Source organism: Streptomyces sp. TLI_146 (assembly GCF_002846415.1).
Taxonomy (GTDB): Bacteria; Actinomycetota; Actinomycetes; order Streptomycetales; family Streptomycetaceae; genus Streptomyces.
Genome location: NZ_PJMX01000001.1, coordinates 6,542,433 through 6,556,748 on the forward strand (window position 1 = coordinate 6,542,433; position 14,316 = coordinate 6,556,748).

The 14,316-nt window shown below is 65.4% G+C and carries 7 protein-coding genes, 1 tRNA gene and 3 rRNA genes; 8 read left to right on the forward strand and 3 right to left on the reverse strand.

Annotated features, from left to right (window positions below):
* Positions 1 to 8 precede the first annotated feature (8 nt).
* Both BX283_RS29295 and BX283_RS29300 read right to left on the reverse strand, forming a co-directional pair.
* Positions 9 to 560: a PH domain-containing protein gene (locus tag BX283_RS29295; RefSeq protein WP_101390476.1), complete on the reverse strand. Its 552-nt coding sequence runs from the start codon at positions 558 to 560 to the stop codon at positions 9 to 11.
* Positions 561 to 687: 127 nt separating this feature from the next.
* Positions 688 to 924, reverse strand: coding sequence for a hypothetical protein (locus BX283_RS29300; RefSeq protein ID WP_101390477.1), 237 nt, complete (start codon positions 922 to 924; stop codon positions 688 to 690).
* A gap of 212 nt (positions 925 to 1,136) precedes the next feature.
* Here BX283_RS29300 and thyX point away from each other — a divergent pair, with 212 nt between their 5' ends.
* From thyX to BX283_RS29345, 8 genes are all read left to right on the forward strand, one after another.
* The gene (gene thyX, locus BX283_RS29305; protein ID WP_101390478.1) at positions 1,137 to 1,877 is read left to right on the forward strand and encodes an FAD-dependent thymidylate synthase; all 741 of its coding nucleotides are present in this window, start codon (positions 1,137 to 1,139) and stop codon (positions 1,875 to 1,877) included.
* Between the two features lie 200 nt (positions 1,878 to 2,077).
* A complete protein-coding gene (gene dapA, locus BX283_RS29310) occupies positions 2,078 to 2,977 on the forward strand; it encodes a 4-hydroxy-tetrahydrodipicolinate synthase (RefSeq protein WP_101390479.1) in 900 nt (299 codons plus the stop codon).
* 134 nt (positions 2,978 to 3,111) lie between these two features.
* Positions 3,112 to 4,797 (forward strand): ribonuclease J, encoded by a 1,686-nt coding sequence (locus BX283_RS29315; RefSeq protein ID WP_101390480.1) that lies wholly within the window; start codon positions 3,112 to 3,114, stop codon positions 4,795 to 4,797.
* A 548-nt stretch (positions 4,798 to 5,345) separates the two neighbouring features.
* A 16S ribosomal RNA gene (locus BX283_RS29325) occupies positions 5,346 to 6,871 on the forward strand.
* A gap of 281 nt (positions 6,872 to 7,152) precedes the next feature.
* Positions 7,153 to 10,276: ribosomal RNA gene (locus BX283_RS29330) — 23S ribosomal RNA — on the forward strand.
* Positions 10,277 to 10,354: 78 nt separating this feature from the next.
* Positions 10,355 to 10,471 (forward strand): 5S ribosomal RNA (rrf, locus tag BX283_RS29335).
* Together the 16S, 23S and 5S rRNA genes form the textbook arrangement of a ribosomal RNA operon.
* Positions 10,472 to 10,569: 98 nt before the next feature.
* Positions 10,570 to 11,247, forward strand: coding sequence for a DegT/DnrJ/EryC1/StrS family aminotransferase (locus tag BX283_RS29340; protein WP_101390481.1), 678 nt, complete (start codon positions 10,570 to 10,572; stop codon positions 11,245 to 11,247).
* A 112-nt stretch (positions 11,248 to 11,359) separates the two neighbouring features.
* Positions 11,360 to 11,432, forward strand: a tRNA-Thr gene (locus BX283_RS29345).
* A gap of 112 nt (positions 11,433 to 11,544) precedes the next feature.
* Here BX283_RS29345 and BX283_RS29350 read toward each other — a convergent pair.
* Entirely contained in the window at positions 11,545 to 14,244 is a 2,700-nt protein-coding gene (locus BX283_RS29350) for a SpoIIE family protein phosphatase (protein ID WP_101390482.1), read from the reverse strand.
* Positions 14,245 to 14,316 lie beyond the last annotated feature (72 nt).

Here is a 14,316-nt window from a genome sequence, read left to right on the forward strand (position 1 = left end):
GCCCCCGGTCAGGGACGCCCGTACTCCGCGCCCCAGGCCTCCACCGTGTCGGCCGCCCGGTCGAACGCCTCGACGCGCGACAGGAAGTCCGCGTTGTGGTCGGTGAGCAGCACCGGAAGGGTCGCCCCGCCAGGCCGGGAGGCGAGCAGCGCCTGCCCCTGCACGGTCCTGGGCAGCCCGAGCCACCGCACCGGCTGCTGCACCGTCCGTACGTTCTCGATCTGCTGCCACGGCACCGTGGAGGTGCTCAGGAAGCGGACCCGCCGCAGCCCGGCCCGGCTGACCCAGACGCCCATCCGCAGCATCCGCAGCGCGGACGCGATCACGGCGAGGGCGACCACCAGGACCGCCAGCGCCGCGGCCGGACCGCCCGTGAACGCGATGATCACCGAGGCGAGCAGCACGAACGAGGCGAGGAGCAGCAGCACGGCGGCCGCTCCGACCCGCCAGGGGCCCGGTCGGTAGGGACGCCGCCAGTGGTCGTGGTCGTCGAAGGGCAGCGCGACGTCGTCGGCGGTCGCATCGAATGCGCGGTCGGCCGTCAGGAAAGGCAGGGGCACGACTGATCCTCACTCACAAGCACGCTCGATTGGCTGTGCCCGGTGAGGCTACCCAGGAGGCGGTGGAACGACCAGCTCCGGGGGCCCGTGGGGGTGCCTCTCACGCCATTCGGGCGAGGGGGGAGCGTCAGCGGCCGTCCGCCTGGGACTGCTGGGCGTGCCCCGGCGACTCGGCCGGCTCCAGCGCGGGCACGCCGAACAGGAGCGAACCCGCGAGCCCGGCCACCACGGTGAGCCCGACCAGCGTACGGCCCACTATTCGCCCGGCGCCGACCCGCTCGCGCGGCGGCGGAGTGACATTGCTGCGGAAGCGGTCGGCCTCGGCGACGAACGTGAACGGGACGGACTCCCGCCGACGGAACATGAGGGGCTTCTCCTTGCCTCTGGGGGTGGTGCGCGGGCTGTGGTGTGGTGCTCGAACTGTGGTGCGTCTACTGGTACAGACGCACGCAGTTGAGGATTGGTGCCCGAATTCCCCGAATTGGCCGAAGAATTCTGCGACGTGCCGTCAGGGCGGGCGTTGTCGGTGCCGGGCCGTAGATTGGTCGCCGCCGCACCAACTGGAAGGACCCGCCGGTGACCGACACGCCCGCCGCAGACCTCAGCCCCAGCTTCCGCAGTGACGTCACCGTCGAGTTGGTGAAGCACACCGCCGGCGACTCCGACGTGCTGTGGGCGGCCCGCGTCTCCACCGCCGGCGAACAGTCCCTGGAGGAGCTCCAGAAGGACCCCGAACGCTCCCGCGGCTTGATCAACTACCTGATGCGGGACCGGCACGGCAGCCCCTTCGAGCACAACTCGATGACGTTCTTCATCAGCGCCCCGATCTTCGTCTTCCGCGAGTTCATGCGGCACCGGGTGGGCTGGTCGTACAACGAGGAGTCGGGCCGCTACCGGGAGCTCCAGCCGGTCTTCTATGTGCCGGGCGCCGACCGCAGGCTCGTCCAGCGGGGCCGCCCCGGCAAGTACGAGTTCGTCGAGGGCACCGAGGCCCAGCAGGAGCTGACGAGCCGCGCGATGGAGGACTCCTACCGCCAGGCGTACGGGGCGTACCAGGAGATGCTGGCGGCGGGCGTGGCCCGTGAGGTCGCCCGCGCCGTGCTCCCGGTCGGCCTGTTCTCGTCGATGTACGCGACGTGCAACGCCCGTTCCCTGATGCACTTCCTGGGCCTGCGCACCCAGCACGAGCAGGCGCAGGTGCCGTCGTTCCCGCAGCGGGAGATCGAGATGGTCGGCGAGAAGATGGAGGAGCAGTGGGCGAAGCTCATGCCGCTCACCTACGCCGCCTTCAACGCCAACGGGCGCGTCGCCCCGTAAGTGGCCCGAATCCGCCCGTACGGGCACAGATGTGCGGATAGTGCGCGCAAAGTGTCCGTATTGCGGCGTTTCATGAAGTTCATCTAGGCTGATCAAACGGACCCGGCACTGCTTGAACCCCCGAGCAGGCAGTGCCGGGCTCCCTCCGTCACGTCCCCCGAGGGGACACCGGGCGCTGAGCAGCGAGTAGCGTGTTACCCATGGCTCCGATCTCCACTCCGCAGACCCCCTTCGGGCGGGTCCTCACCGCCATGGTCACGCCCTTCACGGCGGACGGCGCACTCGACCTCGACGGCGCGCAGCGGCTCGCCGTCCACCTGGTCGACGCAGGCAACGACGGACTGATCGTCAACGGCACCACCGGCGAGTCCCCGACCACCAGCGACGCGGAGAAAGACCAGCTCGTACGGGCCGTACTGGAAGCGGTCGGAGACCGGGCCCACGTCGTCGCCGGCATCGGCACGAATGACACGCGTCACACCCTGGAGCTGGCCCGCACGGCCGAGCGCTCCGGCGCACACGGCCTGCTCGCCGTCACGCCGTACTACAACAAGCCCCCCCAGGAGGGCCTGTACCGGCACTTCTCGGCCATCGCCGACGCCACCGAGCTCCCGGTGATGCTCTACGACATCCCCGGCCGCAGCGGTGTCCCGATCGACACCGAAACCCTGGTGCGCCTCGCCGAGCACCCGCGTATCGTCGCCAACAAGGACGCCAAGGGCGACCTCGGCCGTGCCAGCTGGGCCATCGCCCGCTCCGGCCTCGCCTGGTACTCCGGCGACGACATGCTCAACCTGCCGCTGCTCTCGGTCGGCGCGGTCGGCTTCGTCTCGGTCGTCGGCCATGTGGTCACCCCCGAGCTGCGCGCGCTCCTCGACGCGTACCTCTCGGGCAACGTCCAGAAGGCCACCGAGATCCACCAGCGGCTGCTCCCCGTGTACACGGGCATGTTCCGTACCCAGGGAGTGATCACCACCAAGGCCGCGCTGGCCCTCCAGGGGCTGCCCGGCGGACCGCTGCGGCTGCCGATGGTCGACCTGACGGCGGAGGAGACCGCCCAGCTCAAGATCGATCTTGCGGCCGGCGGGGTAGAGCTGTAGCTCCTGCGGGGTACAGCTGACACCACAGACTTCACAACTGAATACGAAGAACGAAACAGACAACAGCAAGTGCACGAATGTCATGCGCGCCACGTGCCTTAGAGGTACGTGGCGTGTGTGGTGAGGAGAGTCTTTTGAGTCATCCGCATCCCGAACTCGGCACCCCGCCGAAGCTTCCCAAGAACGGCCTGCGTGTCACCCCGCTCGGCGGTCTCGGCGAAATCGGCCGGAACATGACGGTCTTCGAGTACGGCGGCCGCCTGCTCATCGTCGACTGCGGCGTGCTCTTCCCCGAGGAGGAGCAGCCCGGCGTCGACCTGATCCTGCCGGACTTCAGCAGCATCAGGGACCGCCTCGACGACATCGAGGGCATCGTGCTCACGCACGGCCACGAGGACCACATCGGCGGCGTCCCGTACCTGCTCCGCGAGAAGCCGGACATCCCGCTGATCGGCTCCAAGCTGACCCTCGCGCTGATCGAGGCGAAGCTCCAGGAGCACCGCATCCGCCCGTACACGCTGGAGGTCGCCGAGGGCGACCGCGAGCGGCTCGGCCCCTTCGACTGCGAGTTCATCGCGGTCAACCACTCCATCCCGGACGCCCTCGCGGTGGCCATCCGCACCCCCGCGGGCCTGGCCGTCGCCACCGGCGACTTCAAGATGGACCAGCTCCCGCTGGACGGGCGCCTGACCGACCTGCACGCCTTCGCCCGGCTGAGCGAGGAGGGCATCGACCTCCTCCTCTCCGACTCGACGAACGCCGAGGTCCCCGGTTTCGTACCGCCGGAGCGGGACATCTCCAACGTCCTGCGCACGGTGTTCGCGAACGCCGACAAGCGCATCATCGTGGCCAGCTTCGCCAGCCACGTGCACCGCATCCAGCAGATCCTGGACGCCGCGCACGAGTACGGCCGCCGGGTCGCCTTCGTCGGCCGCTCGATGGTCCGCAACATGGGCATCGCGCGCGACCTCGGCTACCTCCGGGTCCCCGCGGGCCTGGTCGTGGACGTCAAGACGCTCGACGACCTGCCGGACGACGAGGTCGTGCTGGTCTGCACCGGTTCGCAGGGCGAGCCCATGGCGGCGCTGTCCCGCATGGCCAACCGCGACCACCAGATCCGGATCGTCCAGGGCGACACCGTGATCCTGGCGTCGTCCCTGATCCCGGGCAACGAGAACGCGGTCTACCGCGTCATCAACGGCCTGACCCGCTGGGGCGCGAACGTCGTCCACAAGGGCAACGCCAAGGTGCACGTCTCGGGCCACGCCTCGGCCGGCGAGCTGCTGTACTTCTACAACATCTGCAAGCCGAAGAACCTGATGCCGGTCCACGGCGAATGGCGTCACCTGCGGGCGAACGCGGAGCTCGGAGCCCTCACCGGCGTCCCGAAGAACCACATCGTCATCGCCGAGGACGGCGTGGTCGTCGACCTGGTCGACGGCGCCGCGAAGATCGTCGGCAAGGTCCAGGCGGGTTACGTGTACGTGGACGGCCTCTCGGTCGGCGACGTCACCGAGTCCTCGCTCAAGGACCGCCGCATCCTCGGGGACGAGGGCATCATCTCGGTCTTCGTGGTCGTCGACTCGTCGAGCGGCAAGATCGTCAGCGGTCCGACGATCCAGGCACGCGGTTCCGGCATCGAGGACTCGGCCTTCACCCCCGTGGTCTCGAAGGTCGAAGAGGCGCTGAACAAGTCCGCCCAGGACGGCGTCGTCGAGCCCCACCAGCTCCAGCAGCTGATCCGCCGCTCGGTCGGCAAGTGGGTCTCGGACACCTACCGTCGGCGCCCGATGATCCTCCCGGTCGTCGTGGAGGTCTGACGACCCGTCTGACACCAACGGCGTACGCCCGGAGCGGGGCCCCTCGATTTGCATCGGGGCGCCCCGCTCCAGTACGTTTACATCTCCTCCAGACGGGAACCCGGCACCTTCACGTGCCACCCGCGTCAGCGACGCGGGGAGCGGGAAACCGAACGGGAGGGAAATTCCGACTCAGAATCTCTGATAAAGTCGGAGCCGCCGGAAAGGGAAACGCGAAAGCGAAAACCTGGAAAGCGAATCCCGCCGACCGGGAATCGGACACGAAAGAGTCTGATAGAGTCGGAAACGAAGGAAGCGCCCGGAGGGCCCGGAAACGGGAACAAAGGAAGCGTCCGTACCTTGAGAACTCAACAGCGTGCCAAAAGTCAACGCCAGATTGACAACCCCGGCCCACCGCTTGTCGGTTGGGTTGGAGGTTCCTTTGAAAAGTCCTGGCGACCTTCACGGTCGGCAGGCAATTACACAGCGAGGACGCTGAGGACGGTCGGTCTTATTCCGACGTGACTGTCCCGCTCTTTCGTGTGTGCGCACCGGATTACCGGTACACATTCATGGAGAGTTTGATCCTGGCTCAGGACGAACGCTGGCGGCGTGCTTAACACATGCAAGTCGAACGATGAAGCCCTTCGGGGTGGATTAGTGGCGAACGGGTGAGTAACACGTGGGCAATCTGCCCTTCACTCTGGGACAAGCCCTGGAAACGGGGTCTAATACCGGATACGACCCGGAAGCGCATGCTTCTGGGTGGAAAGCTCCGGCGGTGAAGGATGAGCCCGCGGCCTATCAGCTTGTTGGTGGGGTAATGGCCTACCAAGGCGACGACGGGTAGCCGGCCTGAGAGGGCGACCGGCCACACTGGGACTGAGACACGGCCCAGACTCCTACGGGAGGCAGCAGTGGGGAATATTGCACAATGGGCGAAAGCCTGATGCAGCGACGCCGCGTGAGGGATGACGGCCTTCGGGTTGTAAACCTCTTTCAGCAGGGAAGAAGCGAAAGTGACGGTACCTGCAGAAGAAGCGCCGGCTAACTACGTGCCAGCAGCCGCGGTAATACGTAGGGCGCAAGCGTTGTCCGGAATTATTGGGCGTAAAGAGCTCGTAGGCGGCTTGTCACGTCGGATGTGAAAGCCCGGGGCTTAACCCCGGGTCTGCATTCGATACGGGCTAGCTAGAGTGTGGTAGGGGAGATCGGAATTCCTGGTGTAGCGGTGAAATGCGCAGATATCAGGAGGAACACCGGTGGCGAAGGCGGATCTCTGGGCCATTACTGACGCTGAGGAGCGAAAGCGTGGGGAGCGAACAGGATTAGATACCCTGGTAGTCCACGCCGTAAACGTTGGGAACTAGGTGTTGGCGACATTCCACGTCGTCGGTGCCGCAGCTAACGCATTAAGTTCCCCGCCTGGGGAGTACGGCCGCAAGGCTAAAACTCAAAGGAATTGACGGGGGCCCGCACAAGCAGCGGAGCATGTGGCTTAATTCGACGCAACGCGAAGAACCTTACCAAGGCTTGACATATACCGGAAACGGCCAGAGATGGTCGCCCCCTTGTGGTCGGTATACAGGTGGTGCATGGCTGTCGTCAGCTCGTGTCGTGAGATGTTGGGTTAAGTCCCGCAACGAGCGCAACCCTTGTTCTGTGTTGCCAGCATGCCCTTCGGGGTGATGGGGACTCACAGGAGACTGCCGGGGTCAACTCGGAGGAAGGTGGGGACGACGTCAAGTCATCATGCCCCTTATGTCTTGGGCTGCACACGTGCTACAATGGCCGGTACAATGAGCTGCGATGCCGTGAGGCGGAGCGAATCTCAAAAAGCCGGTCTCAGTTCGGATTGGGGTCTGCAACTCGACCCCATGAAGTCGGAGTTGCTAGTAATCGCAGATCAGCATTGCTGCGGTGAATACGTTCCCGGGCCTTGTACACACCGCCCGTCACGTCACGAAAGTCGGTAACACCCGAAGCCGGTGGCCCAACCCCTTGTGGGAGGGAGCTGTCGAAGGTGGGACTGGCGATTGGGACGAAGTCGTAACAAGGTAGCCGTACCGGAAGGTGCGGCTGGATCACCTCCTTTCTAAGGAGCACAGTACCGATTGCAGGCAAATGTTCTGCACGGTCAGCTCATGGGTGGAACGTTGACTATTCGGCACTTCCGGTAAGGATTTCACTAGTACTGCTTCGGCGTGGAACGTGAGGACCTGCGGGAAGGGCCGGGCACGCTGTTGGGTGTCTGAAGGCACGGGCTTTGCCCGCTTGTACTTCAGTCGCCGGCCCCAGTGAACTCACCATGTTGTTGGTGGGGTGATGGGTGGCTGGTCGTTGTTTGAGAACTGCACAGTGGACGCGAGCATCTGTGGCCAAGTTTTTAAGGGCGCACGGTGGATGCCTTGGCACCAGGAACCGATGAAGGACGTGGGAGGCCACGATAGTCCCCGGGGAGCCGTCAACCAGGCTTTGATCCGGGGGTTTCCGAATGGGGAAACCCGGCAGTCGTCATGGGCTGTCACCCATGCCTGAACACATAGGGCATGTGGAGGGAACGAGGGGAAGTGAAACATCTCAGTACCCTCAGGAAGAGAAAACAACCGTGATTCCGGGAGTAGTGGCGAGCGAAACCGGATGAGGCCAAACCTACGACGTGTGATACCCGGCAGGGGTTGCGTCGTGGGGGTTGTGGGATCTCTTTGTCACAGTCTGCCGGCTGTGAGACGAGTCAGAAACCGTATGAATAGGCGAAGGACATGCGAAAGGTCCGGCGTAGAGGGTAAGACCCCCGTAGCTGAAATTCATGCGGCTCGTTTAAGAGACACCCAAGTAGCACGGGGCCCGAGAAATCCCGTGTGAATCTGGCGGGACCACCCGTTAAGCCTAAATATTCCCTGGTGACCGATAGCGGATAGTACCGTGAGGGAATGGTGAAAAGTACCGCGGGAGCGGAGTGAAATAGTACCTGAAACCGTGTGCCTACAAGCCGTGGGAGCGTCGCTGTATGTGCTTGCACATGCAGTCGTGACTGCGTGCCTTTTGAAGAATGAGCCTGCGAGTTAGCGGTGTGTAGCGAGGTTAACCCGTGTGGGGAAGCCGTAGCGAAAGCGAGTCCGAACAGGGCGTTTGAGTTGCACGCTCTAGACCCGAAGCGGAGTGATCTAGCCATGGGCAGGTTGAAGCGGAGGTAAGACTTCGTGGAGGACCGAACCCACCAGGGTTGAAAACCTGGGGGATGACCTGTGGTTAGGGGTGAAAGGCCAATCAAACTCCGTGATAGCTGGTTCTCCCCGAAATGCATTTAGGTGCAGCGTCGTGTGTTTCTTGCCGGAGGTAGAGCACTGGATAGGCGATGGGCCCTACCGGGTTACTGACCTTAGCCAAACTCCGAATGCCGGTAAGTGAGAGCGCGGCAGTGAGACTGTGGGGGATAAGCTCCATGGTCGAGAGGGAAACAGCCCAGAGCATCGACTAAGGCCCCTAAGCGTACGCTAAGTGGGAAAGGATGTGGAGTCGCAGAGACAACCAGGAGGTTGGCTTAGAAGCAGCCACCCTTGAAAGAGTGCGTAATAGCTCACTGGTCAAGTGATTCCGCGCCGACAATGTAGCGGGGCTCAAGCGTACCGCCGAAGTCGTGTCATTGACATATATAGCCCTAACGGGTGTGTTGATGGGTAGGGGAGCGTCGTGTGCCGGGTGAAGCCGCAGCGGAAGCTAGTGGTGGACGGTTCACGAGTGAGAATGCAGGCATGAGTAGCGATACACACGTGAGAAACGTGTGCGCCGATTGACTAAGGGTTCCTGGGTCAAGCTGATCTGCCCAGGGTAAGTCGGGACCTAAGGCGAGGCCGACAGGCGTAGTCGATGGACAACCGGTTGATATTCCGGTACCCGCTTTGAAACGCCCAATATCGAATCAGGCGATGCTAAGTCCGTGAAGCCGTTCCGGACCCTTCGGGGAAAGGAAAGTGGTGGAGCCGACGAACCAGACTTGTAGTAGGTAAGCGATGGGGTGACGCAGGAAGGTAGTCCAGCCCGGGCGGTGGTTGTCCCGGGGTAAGGGTGTAGGGCGCTGTCTAGGCAAATCCGGACAGCATGAAGCCTGAGACCTGATGCCGAGCCGATTGTGGTGAAGTGGATGATCCTATGCTGTCGAGAAAAGCCTCTAGCGAGTTTCATGGCGGCCCGTACCCTAAACCGACTCAGGTGGTCAGGTAGAGAATACCGAGGCGTTCGGGTGAACTATGGTTAAGGAACTCGGCAAAATGCCCCCGTAACTTCGGGAGAAGGGGGGCCATCACTGGTGATGAGTCTTGCACTCTGAGCTGGGGGTGGCCGCAGAGACCAGCGAGAAGCGACTGTTTACTAAAAACACAGGTCCGTGCGAAGCCGTAAGGCGATGTATACGGACTGACGCCTGCCCGGTGCTGGAACGTTAAGGGGACCGGTTAGCTTGGATTCGTCCAGGCGAAGCTGAGAACTTAAGCGCCAGTAAACGGCGGTGGTAACTATAACCATCCTAAGGTAGCGAAATTCCTTGTCGGGTAAGTTCCGACCTGCACGAATGGCGTAACGACTTCTCGACTGTCTCAACCATAGGCCCGGTGAAATTGCACTACGAGTAAAGATGCTCGTTTCGCGCAGCAGGACGGAAAGACCCCGGGACCTTTACTACAGTTTGATATTGGTGTTCGGTTCGGCTTGTGTAGGATAGGTGGGAGACTTTGAAGCTGTGACGCCAGTCATGGTGGAGTCGCCGTTGAAATACCACTCTGGTCGTGCTGGATGTCTAACCTGGGTCCGTGATCCGGATCAGGGACAGTGTCTGATGGGTAGTTTAACTGGGGCGGTTGCCTCCTAAAGAGTAACGGAGGCGCCCAAAGGTTCCCTCAGCCTGGTTGGCAATCAGGTGTTGAGTGTAAGTGCACAAGGGAGCTTGACTGTGAGACCGACGGGTCGAGCAGGGACGAAAGTCGGGACTAGTGATCCGGCGGTGGCTTGTGGAAGCGCCGTCGCTCAACGGATAAAAGGTACCCCGGGGATAACAGGCTGATCTTCCCCAAGAGTCCATATCGACGGGATGGTTTGGCACCTCGATGTCGGCTCGTCGCATCCTGGGGCTGGAGTCGGTCCCAAGGGTTGGGCTGTTCGCCCATTAAAGCGGTACGCGAGCTGGGTTTAGAACGTCGTGAGACAGTTCGGTCCCTATCCGCTGTGCGCGTAGGAATATTGAGAAGGGCTGTCCCTAGTACGAGAGGACCGGGACGGACGAACCTCTGGTGTGCCAGTTGTCCTGCCAAGGGCATGGCTGGTTGGCTACGTTCGGAAAGGATAACCGCTGAAAGCATCTAAGCGGGAAGCCTGCTTCGAGATGAGTATTCCCACCTCCTTGAGAGGGTAAGGCTCCCAGTAGACGACTGGGTTGATAGGCCAGATGTGGAAGCCTCGTAAGGGGTGGAGCTGACTGGTACTAATAGGCCGAGGGCTTGTCCTCAGTTGCTCGCGTCCACTGTGTTAGTTCTGAAATAACGAACGGCCGTGTTGTTGCCCGGTTTCGTTAATTTCATAGTGTTTCGGTGGTCATAGCGTTAGGGAAACGCCCGGTTACATTCCGAACCCGGAAGCTAAGCCTTTCAGCGCCGATGGTACTGCAGGGGGGACCCTGTGGGAGAGTAGGACACCGCCGAACAATCTTTCAACGCGGGTTCCCGAGCTTTGGCTCGGGGACCCGCGTTTTTTTATGCCCGATCACCTGTTGTTCACGTCGTGCGAGCACCATGCCGAGCTATGGGGATCATCGGAAAGCTGGAGTCCGCGGGCTTCGCGGCCGGGGACGAAGTGATCGTGCCGGCGTACGACGACGGTGCGGTGGCCCGGGCCGTGGTCGCGGCCGGAGCCCTGCCGGTGTTCGCCGACATAGACCCGGACACGTACTGCCTGGGGGTCGGAAGCATCGAGGCCGTCGTGACCTCGCGGACCGTCGGGCTCGTCCTCGTCCACCGCTTCGGGCACCCGGCCGACGCCGGGCAGTTCAGGCAACTCGCCGACCGGCTCGGGCTGTTGCTGGTGGAGAAGGACGAGGACGACGGCGCGGGCGGCGACGTCGTGCAACGCCGGGAGCGGGCCGGGTACTTGGACCGGCGGCTCGTCGGCGTACGGACGCCCGTACCGGCCGCCGGGCACGGGTACCAGCGCTATGTCGTACGGGTGCCCGGGAACGGGCGGCCCGACCGGGACGCGTTCGCGCGGCTGCTGCGGCGGCGCGGGGTCGAATGCGAGGTGCCCGTCGTCACGCCCGTACACCGGACTCGGGAGTTCAGGCGGGCCGGGTGTGTGCTGCCGCAGACCGAGCGGGCCGTGGACGAGACGCTCGCGCTGCCCCGCCTCGACGGGCTTTCCGAGGCGGGCGTACGGAAGTTGGTCTCGGTCTGCAACGCGCTCGGAGGGCTCCTTCAGCCCGCGTGACAGGGGCACTGGGCAGGGCGCCGGAAGAACGGGCGAGCGTGGTTCGGACCACCGTCTGATTCAGGGTATGCTTTATCTCGTTGGTGAGGGGGAAACCCCGAAACAACAACCGGCCCCTATAGCTCAGTCGGTAGAGCGTCTCCATGGTAAGGAGAAGGTCTGCGGTTCGATTCCGCATGGGGGCTCAGCAGCAAGACGATGAAAGGCCCCGCCCAATTGGGCGGGGCCTTTCGCGTTTCTCCGGCCACCGGCTTCGCGGTGGCCCCGGCCCGTCGGGGCTCCGGACGCCCGGCCCGTTTACCGGCCGGGCTGTTCCGGGATGCGCATCGACAGGATCGCCATGTCGTCGGACGCGGGCTCGGCGGCGAAGCGTTCCACCGCGCGCAGGACGCGGGCCGCAACGGCGCCGGCGGTCAGGCCCGTACACGTGGCGAGGACGTCGGTCAGACCGTCGTCTCCCAGCATTCGGGTACCCTCGCGGCGCTCGGTGATGCCATCGGTCACACACAGCAGGACGTCGCCCGGGTCCAGGACGATCGTCTGCTCGTACAGCTCCAGGTCCTCCATGACGCCGAGCAGCGGCTGGGGCTCGGCGGCGGGCTCGACCGTGCCGTCCTGGCGCAGGCGCAGCGGGAGCGGATGGCCCGCGCACACGACCTTCAGCACCGCGCTGCCGTCCTCCTGCGGCCACAACTCGCCGTACAGGAGCGTCAGGAAGCGGCTGCGGGCGCCCTCGTCGAGGATCGCGGCGTTGAGGCGCTCCAGGACCGCCGGGCCGCCGAAGCCCTCGCGGGCGAGGAGGCGCAGGGCATGGCGGGCCAGGCCGGTGACGGCCGCCGCCTCGGGGCCGGTGCCGCAGACGTCGCCGATGGCGAAGCCGTACGCGCCGTCGCGGATCGGGAAGAGGTCGTAGAAGTCGCCGCCGACCTCGTTGCCCTCGCCGGCCGCGCGGTAGATGACCTCGACCTCGACGCCGGGGATCTGCGGCAGGCCCGGCGGCAGGAGGCTGCGCTGGAGGGAGCGGCTGATGGCCATGCGCTCCGAGTAGAGGCGGGCGTTGTCGAGGGCGAGCGCGGCCCGGCGCGAGAGGTCCTCGGCCAGCTCCAGGATCTCTTGGCGGAAGTGGTCGTCGGAGGGCTTGCCGAGGGTCAGCATGCCGATGACGCGGTTGCGGGCGACCAGGGGCAGGACGACCGTTTCGCCGCCGACCGCGGCGGCCGTGGACAAGGTGGTGCCGAGGCCGCTGCCCAGGTACGGGCTGGTGCCGCGGCCGAGGTCGCGCATGGAGGTGCGCAGCGCGGCCTGGTGGGCCGCCTCGCCGGGGGCGGTCCAGACGCGGGCGCCCGGGGTGGGGACCGGCTCCGGCGGGTCGATCTTGGAGAGGAGCGCCTTGAGGCCGTCGATGCGCTCCTCGTCCTCGTGGAGGACGTAGGACAGGTACGGGTCGGAGGCCTGGTCCGCGATCGTGTAGACGGCGCACCAGGTGGCGAGGGTGGGGACGGTCATCTGTGCCATCAGGGCCAACGTCTGGTCCCGGTCCAGGGTTCCCGCGAGCAGGTCCGAGGCTTCCACGAGGAAGCTCAGCGATCCCCTGCGCAGCCGTTCGAGCTCGCCCAGGCGTGCCGACTCGACGGCGAGCGCGATGCGGTCGGCGGCGAACTGGAGGCGCAGGGCTTCCTCGTTGGAGTAGCGGCCGGCCGATTCGGCGGCGACGCCGAGGGAGCCGGTGAGGCGGCCCTCGACCTTGAGCGGGACGGTGACGACCGAGCGCATGCCGGAGCCGCCGAGGATCGGGACGGCGCCGGGGAGGGCCGCGAGGTCCTCGTGGACGGCGGGCATCCTGGCCGAGCCGTAGCGGCCGGTGCCGGCTTCGACGGGCACGCGCGCGAAGCGCTGGCGTGCGGAGGGGAGGCCGGTGGTGGCCCGGACCTCCAGTTCGGTCTCGTCGTCGGTGGCGAGCAGCAGGAACGCGGCGTCGCCGTCGAGCATGTCGCGGGCGCGCTCCACGGTCCGCTGGAGCAGTCCGTCCAGGTCGTCGGGGGCGGGGGAGCCGATGAAGACCTCGAACGGGTCGACGTTGCGGCTCTCGCCCATGGCCGCCGGGTCGGCGGGGGCCCGTACGGGGGTCTGCAGGACGGCCCGCTCGTCGTCGCGGACCAGCAGGCAGACGGTGGACGGCTCGCCATTGGTGTCGCGTACCCGCAGATGTGACGCGTACACGGGCAGGACGCGGCCGTCGGCGCCGCGGATGCCGTAGCTGCCCTCCCAGCGCGAGAGTTGCAGGGCCTCGACGATTCCGGTGGAGGTGCCGGGGGTGTGCGGCCAGGCCGCGAAGTCGGTGAGCGGCTTGCCGGTGACCTTCTCGGCCGGGTAGCCGAACAACTCCTCGGCGTCCTCGTTCCAGGCGCGGACGGCGCCGGTGCGGTCGATCTGGATGACCGCGACGCGGACCCGGCCGTCGGCGACGGGCAGCAGCTCCACGGGCAGGGCCGGTCCTGCCGAGCGGGTGCCCACCCGGCGGGCGGGGAGGTCGAGTTGGAACCAGACCTGCTTCTGGGTCGGGGTGTACTCGACGCCCCAGCGGGAGGCGAGGGCGGCGCACAGCAGCAGGCCGCGGCCGTTCTCGCGGTCGGGGCTCGCGACCTCGGCGGGGGAGGCGTGGAGCGGAACCTCCCGTTCGGGGTAGTGATCGGCGACCTCGACCCGGACTCCGTCCTCGGAGCGCAGGCAGAGTACGTCCGCGGCGGTGCCCGCGTGGACGACCGCGTTGGTGACGAGCTCACTGGTGAGGACGACGGCGTCGTCGACGACGTCCGCGTACCCCCAGCCCTGGAGGGTGTCGCGGACGAAGGCGCGGGCGGTCGCCACGGACCGCCCGACGGGTTCGAAGCTGGCTTCCGCCCGCGCGGTGATCACAGAACTCCTCGTACGCGTCTCGACGCCCGGTTTCCCCTGCCGGGGACCGGGAAGGTGCCCCCCGGGAATCAACACTCCCATGTGTGGCCCGCCCCCTCCGGTGTCCCGTGGTCGTCCTTGTGGCGCCCGCTGCACCCCGGGCTCAAGAGGAGC